The sequence below is a fragment of the Abyssisolibacter fermentans genome (genome assembly GCF_001559865.1).
GTDB classification, from domain to species: domain Bacteria; phylum Bacillota; class Clostridia; order Tissierellales; family MCWD3; genus Abyssisolibacter; species Abyssisolibacter fermentans.
The window spans coordinates 1-19,200 of sequence record NZ_LOHE01000095.1 but is presented as its reverse complement, the minus strand read 5'-3'; the positions used below and the strand labels follow the sequence as shown (position 1 = coordinate 19,200).

General features: G+C 30.7%; 20 protein-coding genes. 17 read left to right on the top strand and 3 right to left on the bottom strand.

Going from position 1 to position 19,200, the window contains the following annotated elements; translation table 11 throughout:
• Positions 1 to 362 precede the first annotated feature (362 nt).
• The 4 genes from AYC61_RS22145 (at position 363) to AYC61_RS18625 (ending at position 4,796) form a co-directional block, all read left to right on the top strand.
• A complete protein-coding gene (locus AYC61_RS22145) occupies positions 363 to 491 on the top strand; it encodes a hypothetical protein (RefSeq protein WP_275935266.1) in 129 nt (42 codons plus the stop codon).
• Between the two features lie 317 nt (positions 492 to 808).
• Positions 809 to 1,132: a hypothetical protein gene (locus AYC61_RS18635; RefSeq protein WP_066506665.1), complete on the top strand. Its 324-nt coding sequence runs from the start codon at positions 809 to 811 to the stop codon at positions 1,130 to 1,132.
• Positions 1,133 to 1,283: 151 nt separating this feature from the next.
• Entirely contained in the window at positions 1,284 to 3,047 is a 1,764-nt protein-coding gene (locus AYC61_RS18630; protein WP_066506663.1) for an ABC transporter ATP-binding protein, read from the top strand.
• Positions 3,048 to 4,796 carry an ABC transporter ATP-binding protein gene (locus AYC61_RS18625; protein ID WP_066506659.1) on the top strand — a complete coding sequence of 583 codons (1,749 nt, stop codon included), beginning with the start codon at positions 3,048 to 3,050 and terminating at the stop codon, positions 4,794 to 4,796. It begins immediately after the preceding gene.
• A gap of 555 nt (positions 4,797 to 5,351) precedes the next feature.
• On the opposite strand, the gene AYC61_RS22315 is transcribed toward AYC61_RS18625, so the two are convergent.
• Positions 5,352 to 5,486 (bottom strand): hypothetical protein, encoded by a 135-nt coding sequence (locus tag AYC61_RS22315; protein ID WP_420806820.1) that lies wholly within the window; start codon positions 5,484 to 5,486, stop codon positions 5,352 to 5,354.
• Between the two features lie 461 nt (positions 5,487 to 5,947).
• Here AYC61_RS22315 and AYC61_RS18620 point away from each other — a divergent pair, with 461 nt between their 5' ends.
• The 5 genes from AYC61_RS18620 (at position 5,948) to AYC61_RS18610 (ending at position 8,241) form a co-directional block, all read left to right on the top strand.
• Complete coding sequence (locus AYC61_RS18620) at positions 5,948 to 6,250, top strand: hypothetical protein (protein ID WP_066506655.1); 303 nt, start codon at positions 5,948 to 5,950, stop codon at positions 6,248 to 6,250.
• Positions 6,251 to 6,346: 96 nt separating this feature from the next.
• Positions 6,347 to 6,511, top strand: a complete 165-nt coding sequence (locus AYC61_RS21465) for a hypothetical protein (RefSeq protein WP_156456526.1) — start codon at positions 6,347 to 6,349, stop codon at positions 6,509 to 6,511.
• A 158-nt stretch (positions 6,512 to 6,669) separates the two neighbouring features.
• Positions 6,670 to 6,921, top strand: a complete 252-nt coding sequence (locus AYC61_RS18615) for a hypothetical protein (protein ID WP_066506653.1) — start codon at positions 6,670 to 6,672, stop codon at positions 6,919 to 6,921.
• A gap of 494 nt (positions 6,922 to 7,415) precedes the next feature.
• Positions 7,416 to 7,646, top strand: coding sequence for an ATP-grasp domain-containing protein (locus AYC61_RS21610; RefSeq protein ID WP_162265487.1), 231 nt, complete (start codon positions 7,416 to 7,418; stop codon positions 7,644 to 7,646).
• Positions 7,647 to 7,863: 217 nt separating this feature from the next.
• The gene (locus AYC61_RS18610; RefSeq protein WP_066506652.1) at positions 7,864 to 8,241 is read left to right on the top strand and encodes a hypothetical protein; all 378 of its coding nucleotides are present in this window, start codon (positions 7,864 to 7,866) and stop codon (positions 8,239 to 8,241) included.
• 872 nt (positions 8,242 to 9,113) lie between these two features.
• On the opposite strand, the gene AYC61_RS18605 is transcribed toward AYC61_RS18610, so the two are convergent.
• Positions 9,114 to 9,377 (bottom strand): transposase, encoded by a 264-nt coding sequence (locus tag AYC61_RS18605; RefSeq protein WP_066506650.1) that lies wholly within the window; start codon positions 9,375 to 9,377, stop codon positions 9,114 to 9,116.
• A 383-nt stretch (positions 9,378 to 9,760) separates the two neighbouring features.
• Here AYC61_RS18605 and AYC61_RS18600 point away from each other — a divergent pair, with 383 nt between their 5' ends.
• The 7 genes from AYC61_RS18600 to AYC61_RS18570 all read left to right on the top strand — a co-directional run bounded on the left by AYC61_RS18600 (position 9,761) and on the right by AYC61_RS18570 (position 17,903).
• Positions 9,761 to 10,831 (top strand): dipeptide epimerase, encoded by a 1,071-nt coding sequence (locus tag AYC61_RS18600; protein ID WP_066506649.1) that lies wholly within the window; start codon positions 9,761 to 9,763, stop codon positions 10,829 to 10,831.
• 107 nt (positions 10,832 to 10,938) lie between these two features.
• Positions 10,939 to 12,201 carry an ATP-grasp domain-containing protein gene (locus AYC61_RS18595; protein WP_066506648.1) on the top strand — a complete coding sequence of 421 codons (1,263 nt, stop codon included), beginning with the start codon at positions 10,939 to 10,941 and terminating at the stop codon, positions 12,199 to 12,201.
• Between the two features lie 148 nt (positions 12,202 to 12,349).
• Positions 12,350 to 13,234 (top strand): isocitrate lyase/phosphoenolpyruvate mutase family protein, encoded by an 885-nt coding sequence (locus tag AYC61_RS18590; RefSeq protein WP_066506643.1) that lies wholly within the window; start codon positions 12,350 to 12,352, stop codon positions 13,232 to 13,234.
• Positions 13,235 to 13,293: 59 nt separating this feature from the next.
• Complete coding sequence (locus tag AYC61_RS18585) at positions 13,294 to 14,499, top strand: pyridoxal phosphate-dependent aminotransferase (RefSeq protein WP_066506641.1); 1,206 nt, start codon at positions 13,294 to 13,296, stop codon at positions 14,497 to 14,499.
• A gap of 61 nt (positions 14,500 to 14,560) precedes the next feature.
• A complete protein-coding gene (locus tag AYC61_RS18580; protein WP_066506638.1) occupies positions 14,561 to 15,400 on the top strand; it encodes a nucleoside-diphosphate kinase in 840 nt (279 codons plus the stop codon).
• 77 nt (positions 15,401 to 15,477) lie between these two features.
• Positions 15,478 to 16,683 (top strand): ATP-grasp domain-containing protein, encoded by a 1,206-nt coding sequence (locus AYC61_RS18575; RefSeq protein ID WP_066506635.1) that lies wholly within the window; start codon positions 15,478 to 15,480, stop codon positions 16,681 to 16,683.
• Positions 16,684 to 16,703: 20 nt separating this feature from the next.
• Positions 16,704 to 17,903, top strand: a complete 1,200-nt coding sequence (locus tag AYC61_RS18570; protein WP_066506632.1) for an ATP-grasp domain-containing protein — start codon at positions 16,704 to 16,706, stop codon at positions 17,901 to 17,903.
• 98 nt (positions 17,904 to 18,001) lie between these two features.
• Here the strand turns inward: AYC61_RS18570 and AYC61_RS18565 are convergent, their stop codons facing one another.
• A complete protein-coding gene (locus tag AYC61_RS18565) occupies positions 18,002 to 18,442 on the bottom strand; it encodes a GNAT family N-acetyltransferase (RefSeq protein WP_066506629.1) in 441 nt (146 codons plus the stop codon).
• A 556-nt stretch (positions 18,443 to 18,998) separates the two neighbouring features.
• Between AYC61_RS18565 and AYC61_RS21765 the strand changes: the two genes are divergently transcribed.
• Positions 18,999 to 19,200: hypothetical protein (locus AYC61_RS21765; protein WP_420806819.1), on the top strand; the 202-nt coding region annotated here is incomplete at its 3' end.

The window sequence follows — 19,200 nt, the reverse complement described above, 5'->3', positions numbered from 1 at the left end:
TTTTTAACTTGACATTTATATCCTACGCTTAATACAAAGATATCATCTACTTGTTAACTTGTTGAACCGCCGTGTACCGAACGGTATGCACGGTGGTGTGAGAGGACGGCGGTTAGGCACCGCCTTATACTCGATTATATAAGTTAAGCCTTATGACGTGCTTTATAGTTATATATAAATCTTGTATTGTTCGCGCTTGCGATATATAATATGAAATGTAAGAATATTCTATGAAAGGTTAATCTATATGGATTATATCACAGCAAAAGAAGCATCTGAAAAATGGGGTATTACAACGCGACGGGTATAGGTGTTATGTGCTTAAAACAAGATTGTAGGTGCAGTACGAAGATTCGATCCTTATGACTATTGGAGAAACTATAGAATATCAGAAGAAATTATTAGTAAAGGAATTTGTATTATATATCTACAAAGCAGCAAAGAAAAACAAATCAATACAAGGTATCTATAGTCACCTTAAAATAGCCTAATAATTTTTAAAATTGTAAATACTTAAATTGGGTATTTATATCTATTTTTACTGGATAAATTATGATTTATATCATAATCTAGCCAGTATTACCAATTAGGCTTTTAAAATTACCTAACTAAAGTAAATTAGAAATGATCTTATCTCAAATTGATGTATCAAAATTAGTTAGCTCACTAAAGAAACCTACTGATTCTAAGGACCTAAGGGCTATGACCCAGCTTCTATCATATATGCTCTTATTGCAATGCAGGTAGAAAAGATTCAAACCATCAAAGACCTTGTTTTAAACCTAAAGCATAATTCCATTTTAGGGTATTGCTGTGGTTTTATGTTCTTGGTCAGATTTTATCAGAATCAACTTTTAGTAGATTTCTTGAACGTTTGACTCAAAACCAAGAACTCGAATCCTTGTTTTATAGCTTAGTACTAAAAGCAAAGGAACTCAATATTATTGATGGAGACTATAGTTCTATTGATTCAACTAAATTGGATGCCTTTGAAACTGCGAAACCTAAGAAACATATTATTGATTATGGTACTAATCCTAACTGGGGAATGAAGCGAGATACGAATTGTAACAACATAAGATGGTTTGGATGGAAACTTCATATCTTTGTAAAGCTAAAAATGATAGTTTAAAAATCTCACTTTTAGTGAGTTAGCTTATTATGTTTTGATTTTTCAAGTTTTACAGATTCAATTTAGCAATTTTTTCAGTTAATAAACACTTGACAATATAATCGTAAACATTATAATTATAATTACAAAATATTGTATGGAAGTGATAATATTGGAGAAAAAGAACAACTTAGGAAAATTCATGAGATTACTAAGAACTTTTCCTAAGAAACCCTGTTTTATTATTGGGCTAATATGTACAGTCTTTATAGCAGTTACAAACATAGTCACATCTTATATTATAAAAGAATTTTTAGATGCAGCTACTAATAAGGATATGATGCATTTTAAACAAACACTATACCTTGGAGCTATTGTTTTTTTGATTGAGACTTTATTAGTCTATTTTAAAAATAAGCTATATGGAATATATACTGAATCTGGAATAACTAAACTAAGAAAGCAGATGGCTGAGAAAGCTGTATGCATTCCTATTAGCAAGCTAGAAGAAAAGCATTCAGGGGATTATGTATCTAGGGCAACAAATGATATTAACAAAATAAAGACATTTTTATCTACATCAGTATCAGAGATGATACTAATTCCTCTTTCTGCAATAGGAGCTTTGATATACCTCTGTATATTGAATTGGAAGCTGACTGTAATAAGTTTATTATTAACTCCTGTATTAATAATAGGCTCGAGCATCTTAAGTGCACCTATAGGTAAAATAAGCAAGGAGCTTCAAGAAAAGCTCGGGAAGGTAAATTCCATAGTACAAGATGTAATTGGAGGAATAGAGATTTCCAAGGCATATAATCTTGAAGAAAGCCTTGGAAAAAAACATGATGATGTTGTTAATGATAGCGTGGCAAGTGGGAAACGTCTTGCAAAGACAATGTCAGTATTACAAAGCTTTTCTTTAATATTAGGAATAATACCTTTTTTTACAACATTTATTATAGGTGGATATTGGGCTATAGAAGGCACTATGACTGTAGGTAGTTTACTAGCATTCATGGATTTACTAAATTATTTGACTAATCCGGTAAGTTATTTTCCTAGACTAGTGGGAGAGCTAAAGAGTAACCTGGCAGCTGTAGATAGAGTCTTTGAAATAATCGATACAGTAGAGGAAAGGAAAGATGGTTCTAATTTTGATATAGTTAAAGCTTCAAATATGATTAGCTTCAATAATGTAGCATTCTCTTATCCTGATAATGATAATACTGTATTAAATGGTCTCAGCTTTACTGTAAGAAATGGAGAATCAGTTGCCTTAGTAGGACCAAGTGGTGGAGGGAAAAGTACAATTATTAATCTATTGCTTGGATACTATGATAATTACAGCGGCAAAATAAAAGTAGGGGATAAGGAGCTTAAGCAGTGGAATTTAAATGGTCTTAGGAATTGCTCTGCACTAGTTGCTCAAGATACATTTCTTTTTCCTGAAACAATAAAAGAAAATATTAATTATGGTAAGCTAGATGCTAAGAGTGAAAAAATCATTCAGGCTACTAAAAGTGCCAATGCAGATGCCTTCGTAAACGAATTTGAAAAGGGGTATGAAACAGTTGTAGGACAATTAGGAAACACCCTTTCTGGAGGGCAAAAACAAAGATTATCCATAGCTAGGGCGATATTAAAGGATGCACCAATACTTTTACTAGATGAAGCAACATCTGCCCTAGATACAGAATCTGAGGCATTAGTTCAAGAAGCACTTGAAAACTTCATAGAAAGTAAAACCAGCTTAATCATAGCCCATAGACTATCGACTATAAAAAACGTAGACAAAATTCTGGTCTTAAAGGATGGAATAATTGTTGAAGAAGGAAGTCACGATGAATTAATAGATTTAAATGGAGTCTACACTGAGCTTTATAACAAGCAACTTAAAAATCAAGAATTGACACTAAGAAAAGAGGTGGTGTAAGTGAAAAAGAATAGTAGCTTTCTAAGAATCTTTAAGTTTATGAGGAAGTCATTCATACCATATATTTTTGGATTATTAATGGTTGCTTTATTTTCCCTCTTATTTCAAGTATTCATTTCTTTAATTTTCAAGAATATGTTTGATGCCATAGCTTTAAAAAAATGGTCAACAATGATAGATGCAATAAAGAAATATGGAATATATGCAATATCTATGCGTGTTTCTTATCCAATATTTACTTATATAGCACAATATGCTGCTATAGTGACTACAGGTAATATAAGAAAGAATGTATTCAATAAAATAAAGATCCTACCCCTAAATTATATAAAGGGAAAGCATAGCGGTGAGTTGGTTTCTAGACTTACTAACGATATAAATGAGGTTGAAAAAGCATACTCAAGCTATTTTATTGATTTTTCCTCTAGAATATTAACTGGAGTAGGTACCTTAATATTCACTTTTGTTTTAGACTGGCGCTTAGGTGTTATATCTATAATAGTTGGAGGTTTAAGCCTTTTTGTAAATATCTACTATGCAAAAATTCTTAAGAATATGAGTCTGAAGGTACAAGAGAGCCTATCTAAACTAAATGAAAAATTGACAGACTTATTAGAGGGAGTTTATGTCATTAGGAGCTTTAATATCAGCAATGTTATATTAAACAAATATAATAAGAGAAATATAGAGTTATATGAAGTTTCAAAGGATAGAGTAAATCAAAAATCCTTATTGTCAGCCTTGAACAATATTATTGGAATAATTAGCTTTGGAGGAACAGTGGTAGTTGGTTCATATCTAGTAATCATAGGTGAGATATCAGTAGGGGTGATTATTGCAGTCGATCAGCTCCAAAGTAGACTAAGCTCACTAGCTAGAAACTTCGGAGATTTTATATCTGAGCTTCAAGGCTCCCTTGCAGCTGCTGATAGATTGTTTGAAATATTAGATGAAGAGGAAGAGCCTGAGAGTTTTAAATTAACAGGAGATTATGAAGTAGAAGAAAACTGTGAGATTAGCTTTCATAATGTTAGCTTTGAGTATGATAATGAAAGTGTCTTATCAGAACTTACATTTAACGTACCTAAAGGTAAGGTTTATACACTGACTGGTCCTAGTGGTGGAGGGAAAAGTACAATTTTTAAGCTATTACTAAATTTCTATCCACCTAAGGAAGGGAATATCGCAATAGGTGGGAAGTCAATTTCTAATCAGACTATAAGGGATATAAGAAATAATATTGCATATGTTCCACAGGATGCATATTTATTCTCAGGAACCATAATAGAGAATATTAGACAAGGTAAGGAAGATGCTACCTTTGAAGAGGTAGTAAATGCAGCTAAAATGGCTAACGTCCATGATTTTATTGTAAATATGGAGGACGGCTACGATACATTTGTAGGAGAAAAAGGCACCAAGCTTTCAGGAGGACAAAGGCAGAGAATAGCCATAGCAAGAGCAATGCTGAAAAATGCTCCAATATTATTACTAGATGAAGCTACTTCATCACTAGACACAGAATCAGAAAAGTTAGTTCAAGAAGCACTAAATAAATTAATGATAGGCAGAACAACCTTAGTCATAGCTCATAGACTATCTACTATTGAGGATGCAGATGAAATATTAGTTTTAAAGGATGGAAAAATAGCTGAAAGAGGAACACATAGTGAATTGTTGGAACTAAACGGAATATATGGAAGTTTACATGCTCAACAGTTTGGTAATGGGTTGAAACAAGTTGTTTAGTAAATAGGTATAAACTAATTTATAACGGGTGACAGGAGAAGGCTCTCCTATCATCTTTATATTTATGGGCTTTAGTCTGCTGAGCTCGTATGCAAACGAAACAATAAACTACCCGATATGCGAGTACGCGACAGACGTTAGTGCGCCAAGAAAGCTTGGCAATTCTTACAGGGTGAAAGTCCTTGTTGGGTAAGGTCTAGCCAACCACCCATACCGAGTGTTGGACCGAAACTGGCAACAGTGAGGTTAAGCGTACACAGGGAATCGTACAGGCCATAGGGGAGACTGTAATCCCTGAAGCATATTCAGCCTTGTAACCGTTTAAATACAGATGGCGACATGATTAACGGCATGGAAGCCAATACAGAGAAGAGGAAAGGTGATTTAATGACTAATAAAGAAAATAGTTTAGTACGCAGTGTGTCCTGAATGCCAGAGGATAATGAAGTATATATTCTCAATGGCAATGCTTTTTATGAGATGGAAGTAGGTCTTCCGCTTTAGCCACAGAATTTAAACTTGTTAACTTAGTAAGCTCCTGACAAACAAAATGAGCTAATCGATTAATAATACGACGGTATTGAGGAAGAAAGCCATAAGACTCATAAAATCTCTTTCCACAAGACAAACATATCTTCTTTTATGAAGAACAAGATAAGTGTGCTTAAACTGAAAAGGTAAGTACTTAATTACCTGTTCTTAGCAATCGTGAACTCTAGAAGTCTTAACAACACAAACGGGACAGATGTTTTCACGTGGGTCAGTTCGAATGTAGATATTAACAAAAGAATCACCATGAGAAATTTTAGTTATTTTTATTCCTTTTAAATTTGATAAATTATTGATAAAATTAGAATGCACTTGTGAATAAATCTCCTTTCTGTGTATTTTCGCCAATTAACATTTTCGCAGATTTATTTCATAAGTGCTTTTATTATGCAAAGAATTAAATGTTCGAGTACATATATTTCATGTACCCCAGCATTTATTATAGAACCCTAATTTCTTGGGAATTAATTATTTTAATTACATAACTTTAGTTCTGTAAAAGTAAATTCGTAATTGGGAATGCTTCCAAAAAATAAATATGGCATAAATCCCCAATCTATGTTGAAAAGTTACCACACAAATATTAAACGGGGTTGAGAACTATGCCATATACAACTACTAATATTCTAAATCTAAACCAAGAAATTTACAACTATATTGAAGATGTAAATTATGGAATGACTAAGCCGCAGTTAAATCATTTATGTAATCTGCTGTATGGTTTGAGAGTCATAGATGGTAATAAATCAATATCTTTAGTTTCTAGAGTTATTTTATTTGCTAAAGATATTAGCAGTATTTATAAATTTTTAAGTAAATCTGAGTGGGATGATAGCTTAATCAATCTCAATCTTATATCATACTTGAATCTAGTTTTAGAACAGAATGTAAAACTGATTCTATAGGGTTTCTAATCATCGATGGTAACATCAATACAAAACCTTCAGCTAAAAAATAGAAGGACTAAATTATCATTTTTCTCACATAGAAGGCAAAACTGTATGGTTTCACTGTGTAGTTATTTCAAATTTGTAGTAGGAGATATATCTACTCCTATTAAGTACCAGCCTTACTATAGAAAAGAACAATGTGAAGATATTTATATGACTTTTATAAGCAAAGTAGATACGGCTATAAACTTTATTGCTGACTTTAATGTACAATAAAAGTGTGACAAGATTTATGTTATTACCGATTCTTGGTATAGAAATAAAGACATAATTTATACCAGCTTATAAAAAGGATACCACTTTATTGGGGCAGTTAAATCAAATAGACTTATAGAGCCTAGAAGAATAAAGCTTCAATTTCCTCAGTTTGCAGAGTGTATAGATCTTTCTACCCTAGACTCAGTGACCGTCAGGGTAAGGATTATAGGGTTTATGTTTATGAAGGACCTGTTGCAAAAATAGAGAATGCGCTAGTTGTTATTTCCTATGAAGTAGATGGTGATGGATTTAAAAATCCAATTTATTTAATTTCTACAGATATTGAGCTAGATAGTAAAACTATTATCAACTATTACTCTAAAAGATGGACTATAGAAGCAATTATAAATATCTTAAATAAAATTTAGACTTTGATAAATACAGGATTCGTAACATCCTGTCTATAGAGAGATATTTTCTAATTGTATTCTTGACAATGAATTTTTTGGAGTTTTTTCGTTCAGTTCAAGAAATTTCACCACTTAAAATTAGCCTAATAGTTTTAAAAATTGCAAATGCTTAAATTTGACAAAAGTAAACTGAAATTTTTTATAAAATTTTCAAAAAAAAAAAGGAAATTTAAATTATTTGTTGAATATGTTGAATATGTCGAATATGTAATATATTAACTCATTTGTACATTTATATCGTTTGATAAGTTATACTGTACAATGTATTGTAACTATTCCCCACCTACATACAGAAATTAGAAAAATAGATGTAAGAGTTACTCTTTTAATGTCTAAGGAATCATATAATGAAAAGTACTTTGGTCATGCTAACAGAATATTTATCTATGATTTTAATAATAGTCATTAGGTTCTTAAAGACGTAGAAATACTACACCAACAGACGCTGTTATATGTGTACAGAAAAGGAACAGGGAATAGCTTGTAGAATTTCTGAGGTTTTAAACCTATTAAATACTTCAAGTTTAGCCTCACATTTAACCCGAAATAAACATCAATTAAAGGAATTATTAAATGAAAATAATATATCTAAAGTAAATTATGCAGTTTATTATCGTAAGGAACAGTTGGTGAACTTTGGATTGATGCATGGCTTTCTATTTATAGTAAAGCTACTTGACTAATGGGCTTGTATTGGTATTGTTCAAATAAATAATAAAGAAGAATTATTGGTCTATATGGAAAATAATATAGAATTTCCTTTGCTAGTTGAGGAATTTTTAGAAGGAACTGAAATTAGCGTCGAAACTTTTACTGTAAATGGACATCATTTATTTTAGCATTTACAGAGAAAAAACTGTTTGATAACACCTTTGTAGAGGCCGAGCGCATACCGAAATAATGCTAACGAAAAAAGGACCAAAAATTATTGAGTCTCATACTAGGCTAGGAGGAGATGAAATCATAAAACTTGTAGAGCTTTCAACAGGAATTAACATGATTAATTTAATGTTAGATTACCAACTCAATGAACGGTCTATTACAGATATTCCAGAAATTAATATATCAAGTTTTGTTTCTATAAAATACTTGACCGCTGTTCCTGGGAAAGTAGTTTGCATAGATGGACATGATCAAATTAAAAATATAGGAGAGGTCATTAGTGCCGAAATAGAACACAAACTTGGGGATGTGATAAAACCTTTACTGATTCCTTTAACCGTATCGGGAGTGTTATTGTACATGGGGACACGAAAGAATCAATTGAAAATGCATTAAAAAAATTGACAGTATTTTAAAGATTATCACTGTAACAGAATAATTACTAAAAATAGTACTTAGGTAGTTGTAAAATGTAATTTTAAAATTATCCACAGAAGATAGCCAATTAGATGTCTAAAACACAAAGTTATACACAGAAAAAAAGCATAAGAAAATAAAGGTTCAAATAAATCTTTTTAAAATAATTATTGAATTAAAATAATTCACATTAAGCAATTAGATTTAATAGCAAGAGGATTTTCGTAGTTTTTAGTTTTAAACATAAGTATAAGAGCAATTAATTGAGAAATACAAGTAAGTAAAATATCTGAGGATGTAACTGACAAAAAGTTTCAAGAGAAGGAGTTAAAGATTTAGAATCATATAAATCCTTGATATCTTGAGGTCTTAAATCAAGATCAATATTGTTATCAGAATCGTAAAAATTATCATCCCTAACAACACCAAGGGCATTAGTAGCAATAATACATTTTTGAAAATATCCAAAATGACTATTAAGCTAAGTAAGCTTAGCATCTTGATTAGAAGCAGCAAACTTAGGCATTTGGCGTTGAGCGTACTTTTCAACATAAAAAGTAGAGTTAGGATTATCATTAGCTATCTTTTTAGCAAATACTTTAGCTTTACGAAGTTGAGTCTGATAAAACTTAGGATTATTCTAAGTAACATAAGCCTCAAAGCCAGTAATATCTGAAATCAAGATAGAAGCAAGAAAAGGATTGGCTTTTTTACAGAATGTTTCAGTAACATCGACCAAATTATCAAATAACTCATTTAAATCTTCTTGGAAATTAGCTTTAAACCTAGAAAACTGAGACTTATAAGGAACCGTTAAAAAGCCACAAAAATTACGCAATTCAGGAGAAATATTAACTTAAAGTAATTAGAAGATCAACAGTAGGGATAGATAAAAGGTTCTTTAAGATAAAAAATCTTAACATAGATTCTAAAGAAAAATCTCGTTTTTTACCAAAGTGAGCATAATACCTTTGATAAAAAGAAAAAGGTATGAAGGTACTAATATCAACGAATTGATCAAGTAAAGAAAGTAAGTTATTTTGATTTTGATGATAAAACTTATCAAAATCAGTAGAAACATCACAACAGTTTAATTGTTTAGCTGAAATTGGCATAGGATTCTCCTTTCTTAAGTTATACACAACTTGATACTGTATATATACCCCAAAATGGGGAGATTCAGTCATTTCAATATAATAAAAAAAGTTGTTTTTGCGAGTTGCAGAGTTCTGCAACAAGCTAAAAATAGTACTAAATGGGGGTGGATAAAGTGATGATTACTGACAACTACTAGAATTAAAACCACTTAACTCATCGGACAGTGATACAGTATATGACCTATATAATTGTCTAAAAGTTTATGAAACGTCAATACAAGGATATAATTTTTCTCAAAATGATTTAGTGTACAATCAAAAGCATTTTGTTATTAACTTTAACAATCAAAGAGTTGGTGTTGTCCAAATCTAATAGATAATATTAATAAAGGATGATTAGAATGAAAATTTTTAAAATTCAAACTAGTGAAATCAATATTCCTATTATCAAACCTTTTAACACTAGTATTAGAACAGTTGATAGTATAAATAATATCATTGTAAAAATTATTACAGACAATGGATTGGTAGGTTATGGAGAAGCTGCACCTCATCCTTTTGTAACAGGTGAAACAAAGGATTCTATAAAAGCTACTTTAGAACATATTGGAAATAAAATCACAGGAATGAATTTAGAAAACTTTGAAGGAATAATGATAGAAATTCATAACCGTATTTTAAATAATACCAGTGCTAAGTCAGCAATAGATATGGCAATTTTTGATTTATATGCACAATATTTAGATAAACCTTTGTATACTATCCTTGGAGGTTATAGGAGGCAAATAGAAACAGATATTAGTATAAGTTTAAATCCAATTACTGAAATGGTAAATGATAGTTTAGATGCTACAAACAGGGGATTCAACACACTAAAAATAAAACTAGGACAAGAATATAAACAAGATATATCTAGAATTAGTGAGATCAGGAAAGCTGTTGGGAAAAATATAAAGTTAAGGGTAGATGCTAATCAAGGCTGGAAACCAAAAGAAGCTATTAAAATCATATCAGAGATGGAAGATATGGGATTAGACATTGAGCTAGTAGAACAACCAGTTCATTATAAAGATATTGATGGCATGGCTTTTGTAACAAAAAATGTAAAGACGCCAATATTAGCAGACGAAAGTGTACATAGCCCAAGTGATGTATTAAATATTATACAAAAAAAAGCAGCAGACTTAATAAACATTAAGCTTATTAAAACCGGTGGTATTTATAATGCACTAAAAATATGTTCCATCGCAGAAAGTATTGGTATAGAATGCATGATTGGTTGCACTAATGAGAGTAAATTGAGCATAAGTGCTGCTGCTCATCTTGCTTGTGCTAAGAGAGTAATAACTAAGTTTGATTTAGACTCGCATCTGTTTTGTGCAGATGACTCTCTTTTAGGAGGACCATTAACTAATGAAAGTAAAATAATTATGACGGAAGCGTCGGGAATAGGCTTTAGAGATTTGTTTTAATCTCGAAAAATTAAATAACATAGGCAGTTGCTCATGGTATTTAATTGAATATTTAAAATATGTACGCATTTCAGTATTTACTAAAACATAATCAGGAGGAATATTTTATGGTGGAGAAAAAAAATATATTATTCTTGAATGCAACCTATAGTGAGAAAATTAAAACTTTACAAACCGCAAAGAGATTAGGATTAACAGTGTCTGTTGTGGGTCCAGATTTGCCTGAATGGTCAAAACCTTATGTAGACCACTACATTAAGGCAAACACTTATGATATTGATGAGACACTAGATAAAGTAAAAAAGGCAAATAAGGAAATCCCGTTTGACGGAGTTATAACGTTTTGGGATAGAGATGTAGTTCCTGTTGCAGTTGTTGCTAAAGAATTGAACTTAAAAGGTAGTCCTATAGAGGCAGCAGAAGGGGCAAGAAATAAGGGTAAGATGCGGGAAGTACTTAAAAAACATAATGTTCCACATCCAAAATTCACAAAATTCCATAACTTTGACGAACTATACGACACAAGTATAGATATGGAATATCCTCTTATTGTTAAGCCGGTAGGTGCATCAGCTAGTAAAGGGGTTTTCAAGATTAATAGTCCAGATGAATTATACGACATATATGGCCTATTGATTTCTTCTACTTCAGTAGAAAAGGATAAGATGTTTACTTTCTATAAAAATGAATATCTAGTTGAAGAGTTTATGGAAGGTAATGAAGTTAGTGTTGAAGGTGTAGTTTCAGATGGAAATGTCTATTTTGCAGGTATTACAGAAAAATGGACTGATGAATTTTTTAATGAGCCGCAGTTTGCTTTTCCAGCTAGAGTATCAAATGAAATAGAGAGTGACATTTTAGATGTTACAAGGAGAGGTATCAAAGCGTTAGGATTGGATAATTGTGGATTCCATGCAGAATTAATGATTACTGAAAGTGGTTCTAAAATTGTAGAAATTAATGGACGCTTAGGTGGAGGAGGTATCACTACTGATTTAGTCCCGATTGCAAGTGGTATTGATATAACTGCTGTAAACCTATTAGTTACCTTAGGTGAACGATTTGATTTTACGCCTAAAAAAAACAAAGGATCCTGTGCTAAAACTTTAATGGCTAAACAATCTGGTGTAGTTGACCATTGGGAAGGTGTTGAAGAAATAAGAGATATGCCAGGAGTAGTAGATTTCATTTTTTTAAAGAATCCTGGAGATTCTGTTGGAATGCCACCTGAGGTATTTAATGATTGCTATTTAGGCTATGTTATTACAGAGGGTGAAGATACTGATAAAGCAATAGAGTATGCAGAAAATGCTCTAGCTGAGGTAAAGTGTGTTTTTGAAGAAGAAAAGGTATCGATTTTTGGTAAATAATTAATACTTTTATTGATATTTATAATTACTTTATTGTTTAACATTATTGAGAAGTTTTAGGCTAGATAGCATTTGCCTACTTCTTCCCATTTAGGACAAACCTACTTATTTTTAATCTACATTAATTAATCTGTAAGGAGATAATAAAATGAATATAAAATCAAGAATATTAAGAAGTGCTCTAGAAAACGAAGGTTTAGTAAAAATAGCTGGAGCCCATGATGGATTAAGTGCCAAATTAGCTGAAAAACATGGATTTGATGCAATTTGGGCCAGTGGTCTAGGTATATCCACTGTTCAAACTGTTCCAGATGCAAGTATCCTAACCATGACCGATTTTTTAAATTCTGCAATTATAATGAATGAGTCTTGCAATCTTCCAGTTATAGCTGATTGTGATTCAGGATATGGGAATATACATAATGTTACCCGATTGGTAAAAAAATATGAATCAGCTGGGATAGCAGGAGTATGTATTGAAGATAAAGTTTATCCAAAATTAAATTCATTTGATGATAGGCAACAACTCCTTGTAAGTATTGAGGAATTTTGTGCAAAGATTAGAGTAGCAAAACTTGCTCAGCAAACTAAAGAGTTTGTTGTAATAGCTCGTGTTGAAGCACTGATCGCAAAACTTGGGCAAGAAGAAGCATATAATCGAGCAAAGGCATATGCCAATGTAGGAGCAGATGCTATACTTATACATTCTAAAGAAAAGACACCAGATGAAATTATAGAATTTATTAATAACTGGGATATCCAAACACCATTAGTAGTTGTTCCTACTAAATATCCAAGTATAACCATGGAACAATTAGAAGATTTAGGTGTTAAAGCCTCCATCTATGCGAATCAGGCTTTAAGAGCAACATATAGGGCAATTGAAGATGTATTTGAGAGTATAATGAAGAATAAAACTACCATTCAAATAGAAAATGAGATTGCATCTGTAGAAGACATCTTTGACATTCAAGGTGTTCCAGAAATGAAACAACTAGAAGAGAAGGCTTATTGTAAACTATTAGATTCTTAAATGGTCAAATATTAGCATAGGTTTAGAAGAAATATTATCAATTAAAGGAAGGTGACGATATGAATAATAGAATATCAAGTAGAGTATCTAAAATAAAACCATCTGCCACTATGTCTTTAAATGCTAAAACAAAAATGTTATTAAAGTCTGGAAAGAATATTATTAATATGAGTGTAGGAGAACCTGATCTTGAACCTCCTTTAGCTGCCTCATTTTCTGGAATAAAAGCAATAGTTAATGGTCAAACTGGCTATACTCCTGCAGCAGGGATACAAGAGCTTAGAGAATCAATCTCCGATTACCTTTGGGATCAAAATAAAGTTAGATTTCACCCAAATCAGATTGTTACATCTGCTGGTGGTAAACAACCTTTATATAATGTCTTTCAAGTTATTTGCGATTATGGAGATGAAGTTATTTTACCATCTCCATTCTGGGTTTCATATCCTGAGCAAATATCATTGGCTGGGGCAAAACCTATAATTGTACGTTGTAATTCTACGGCAAATTTTAAGTTGTCACATAAGCAACTTATAGAATCAATAACTGAAAAAACAAAAGCAGTAATAATTAATTCTCCCAATAATCCTACAGGTTCTGTTTATACCGAAAGTGAACTATTGGAAATAGGAAATATATTAAAAAATCATCCTAATATTTTTATTATCTCTGATGAAATATACGATAAATTTGTTTATGAGGGAAAACATGTAAGCATATCATCACTTTTCCCAGAGTTACTTGATAGGATTATAATTACAAATGGATTCTCAAAAGTTTTTGCAATGACAGGTTGGAGATTAGGATACATTGTAGCACCTTTAGATGTTGCAGAAGCTTTGACTAGTTTTCAAAGTCATGCTACTGGAAGCCCCTCAACAATTTCACAATATGCTGGAATTTCAGCGTTAAAAAATTTTAATGAATCCACAGTACAAGAATTTAAGGAAAAAAGAGATTTATTAGTTAATGGATTAAATAAAATTCCTGGTATTAATTGTATAAAACCAGATGGAGGATTTTATATATTTCCCGATGTTTCTAGCTATTTTGGAGCAAGATTTGAAAATAAAATTATATCAGATGTTAGCACGTTTTCTAATTTATTGCTTGATAATCAATTAATTTCTGTAGTCTCCGGAGATGCATTTGGAGAGCCAACTAATATCCGTCTAAATTTTACCCTTTCTAAAGATATTATATTAGAGGCGATAAAAAGGATTAATAATTTTACCAGTCAACTTCAAATAGTTAGTAAGGTATAACTCTATAATTAACATTATTTATTTCTGAAAAAAGCAATTATCCATTAAAGGAGTGAGATTGATGTCTAATATAAATTTTTGGGAGGATCATTTATTTGTCCTTATAACTCCAGATACAATTCAAAGGAATCTAGTTAAACAAATAATTGAAAAATTAAATGAAAATGGATTTGAGCCGGTTTATTATGAAATGGTAAAAGCTACTTCGCAGGATTTAGACAAGCTTTATGCAGTTCACATCGAGAAAAAATGGGATAGTTATAGATATCGCTTAATTGACATGCTGTTTTCTCTTGATATCTGCTTAGCATTAGTAGTTAAAGCTCAGGATAAAACAAATTGTTATGAACGATTAAAAAAACTTAAAGGAAATAATTCACCATGTAAGTCTCCAAAAGGAACTATTAGAAGAGATTTAAGAGGAATTAATAGTATAATGGGACTTTTGCATACATCAGATAATCCATATGAATCTGAATGGGAATCCTCAATATTTATAAAAGGCGATATAAAAGAAATTAGTAATCTATCACTCCTTTTAAAATCTATGAATTTCGGATTAGAAAAAGGTGATTATCTTCAAGTTCTCAACAGATTAAGAATGCAGCTATTATTATACATACTAAATAAAGCTGAAGGTAAAATAAGAGATAAATTAACTGATTATTTGATAAGTTATAAACCTTTATACGGAAACGAATTTAATCAAGTGATTTGTTCATTAGAGTTAAAGGATGATGAATTAAGTGAATTTATTTGCTTTAATTTTAACGAAGTTAATAAAGCCTATGAAGGGAATCTATTAGAAAAAAAAATAGTAAAATATGATGCAAATTTAGATGAATGGGAACGTTTAGTATTAATTTCTTCCATGTATTTTGAACCAACAGTAGAAGGATAGATAACTAAGTTTACACAATTTATTTTAGATGATCCACTTTTTAGTTCTTGAGTTTTAAAAATAGGTAGGTGAATAAAATGACTATTGCGATTTTAAATAAGAGAAATCAGAAAAGATGTCCTTATGAGACTTGGTTAAAGGACATAAAAGAGGACATTGTTTTATTTACTAAAAGTGAAGTGAGCGAAGAGTTTGAAAAATTGAATTATCTACATATAGAAAAATTCGATAATTATACTAAGGATGTTTATGTAGAAAAAAGGTTAATTGAGTTAAATAATAAATTAAATTTTAGAGCAATTATCTCACTATCAGAAAGTGACATTTTGAGAGCTGCAAAATTAAGAGAGATGTTAGGTATAGAAGGACAATCATATTTCAGTGCAGAGTCGTTTAGAAATAAAATATTAATGAAGCAGATCGCGCAGCAATATAAAATTAAAACTCCTGAATTTCAAGCAATTGATTCAAATAAGACTATTTATCGTTTTGTTAAAGAACACGGCTTTCCGGTCGTTATTAAGCCAATATACGGTTCTGGTTCAGAGAATACATTTGTTATAAAAGATAAAAAAGAATTAGAATTGTTCATATCAGATTCCAGTTTAGATTATGATACTCTTCAGATTGAAACATTCATAGATGGTGAGATGTATCATGTTGACGGCTTAGTAGTTAATGGAACTGTTAAATTTTCTTGTGTATCCAAATATCACATAGGTTGCCTAGGTTTTAAAGATGGTAAATCAACTAGTAGTTATATTTTGGATGAAAACAATCCACTTGCAGTTCGGTTAAATAAACAAGTATTAAGGTTATTAGAGGCTTTACCGACACCAAGAAATACATCATTTCATGCGGAGCTTTTTCATACTATCCAAGATGAAATTGTTTTATGTGAAATAGCTAGTAGAACTGGCGGAGGGAAAATAGATGATGTAATACATGAAGTTTATGGAGTTAACTTGAGCAAACTATCAGTTCAATGTCAGGCTGGTCTTAATATTGAGGTGGATAATCAAAAAAAATCCGATAAACTTTATGGATTTATTTTAACACCTCCTAGAAAGGCGAGATTTGTTGGGATTAAAGCTGAAGTCCTTTTTGATTGGATAGTAGACTTTAAATTATTAGCTAAGGAAGGAAATTCATATGAGGAACCCAAAGATAGTGCAGATTTTATAGCTACAACAATATTAAATGGAAATACAGAGGAAGATATCAAAAACAAATTAGATAAATTTAATAATTGGTTGCAGGACAATTTGATTTGGGAGAATTAAGTAGTATTAAGGAGGAAAGTATGGCGATATTTATTATAAACAGATCAAAAAACCCAGAAAAATATCCATACTATACTTGGTTAGAAGATGTAAAGGAAGATATGTACCTTTTAACAAGAGAAGAAGCTGTAGAACAATATGGCTCTTATTATCCGAATATAATAGGCTTCGATAACTTTATCAATAGCGATTTACTATATTATTACATTGAAAAAAACATTAATACTACCAAAACAAACTATCTAGTATCCATTCATGAATATGACCTTATTAAAGCTGGATATGTGAGAGAAAGGTACAATATTCTTGGACAAGATAGTACGAGTGCAATTGCATTTAGGAATAAAGTAAAAATGAAAGATATATTAAAAGGGATAGTAAAACTCCCTGATTATTTAAAAATTAAACACATATATGAATTAATAGATTTTATAAAAAAATTTGATTATCCAGTGGTTATTAAACCTATCGATATGGCTGCTTCTATTGATGTTTCTATTATTAACAATGAAAACGACTTAAAAGTATTACTTAATAAAGGGATAAAACAAAATTGGGAAATTGAAAAATTTATTAGTGAAAATATGTATCATGTAGATGGATTATACAGAGATGGAAAACTCCTCTTGTGTCGTTCATCTAGGTATATTAATAATGGTGTGTCTTATCAAAGTAATAAATTTCTAGGTTCTGTTATGTTAAATAAAAATAATGCTAATCAAAAAAGATTAGAAAAAACAGTAAGGGATATATTAGTGAGGTTACCAACACCAATAAGTACTATTGCTTTTCATGCTGAGTTTTTTATTACAAATGAAAATGAAATTGTTTTTTGTGAAATAGCAAGTCGAGTAGGAGGAGCTAAGGTCGAAACAGTTATGGAATATGCAACTGGCGTTAATCTAACGAGAGAATGGGTTCGTGGTCAATGCGGAATTAACTCCCATAATTATTCTGATTTGGGCAAACAAGGAGGATGGATATTAATACCTCCTCAAAACGGAAAGTTAGTCGATATAAATACTAATTTCCCCTATAAAGATCAGGTAATTAGCTTTGAAATTAATAAGGATTTAATTGGTAAAGAATTCAATGGTGCAAACTCTAGTGTAGATAAAATTGCTGCTGTGGCTGTAAAAGGAGAAAGTGAAGAAGAAATAGAGGCATTGATCTGGAATATAAATAATTGGTTTATCAAAAATACTGAATGGCTTAAGTAATATTAATAAAGAATAATTGATAAATTGGAATAAAAAAAGAGGATTGACAATTTTTTTAGAGTTAAATAGATATTGTCAATCCTAAATTTATGTTTAGTTTATATAAGCTCTTTATACATTATAATATGAAGACCGATAGGAGGATAATCAAAAACTTCACCATACGATCTAAAACCTAATTTTTTATAATATTCTTGCACTGAGACTCTTCCTTTACACCATAAAAAATCAAAACCATGTTCCTTTATAATATTTTCTGCAAAGCTTACAATCGACCTTCCAGCACCTAATTTTCGAAACTCCTTAAGAGTTGCCATTTGTCTTAAGCGATATTGTTTTTCATTAAAAAAATTAGGATTCTTATCAATAATAAAGGATGCGACACTTATTAGCCTTTCTTGATAAAATGCCCCAATATGAAATGAATTTTCTGCATGATCTGTATTATACATTGAATCCTCAACTGGTTGTAGTGGTCGTAGAACAGTATGCCTAATATTGTAAGTCAATTCTGGTTCGATGTTTCTTATCTCTAGCATATTTTTCCTCCTATGCAACCAAATTATTTTTCTAAATATATATTTCTATTAATATATTTATTATCCTTCTTCATTCTAAAAAAGAAAAATCTTTATTCAAAAGAAGGAACATCAAATATATTGTCGACATTGGTAATATATACAATTCCCCAGATTGTTTTGTAATTTATAAACTTTACTTAAGCAATTTTAAAAATTATTAGGCTATTTTAAGGTGACTATAGATATCTTGTATTGATTGTTTTTCTTGGCTGCTTTGTAGATATATATATTTATACACATTTATTTCAAGAAAATCAGCAAGAAGTAGCTGATTTATTTGATAATAAGTTCTTTAGCGATTAAGTTCATTAGAAGAATATTAGAAAAAAATTAGAAGAGGGCAAAAAAATAGAAAGGGGGCTGTCGGGAAATAGTTATATAAAAAAGTCAGTATGACTCATCACTGTAAGAATTATACTGATTTTTAATTAAAAATAAAATTTATTTAAAAAAAGAAAAAAAGATGGTCAAAAATAACCATCTTCTTCCCGTTACATTGTATAATGTAATTACCATGAATAATATCTATTATAATGAATTTTTTGAGAAAGGGCAACAGGTAATTAACTTTAATCTGTATCAAATAGGATTACCAGCCACCGACCCAGTCTATTCCCTTAAAAAAATACTGGAGGATTTAAATTTTTCTAGCTTGACTGCTAGATATTCTAATAAGGGGAGAAAAGGCTATAATCCTATTATGATGTTTGCTGTTT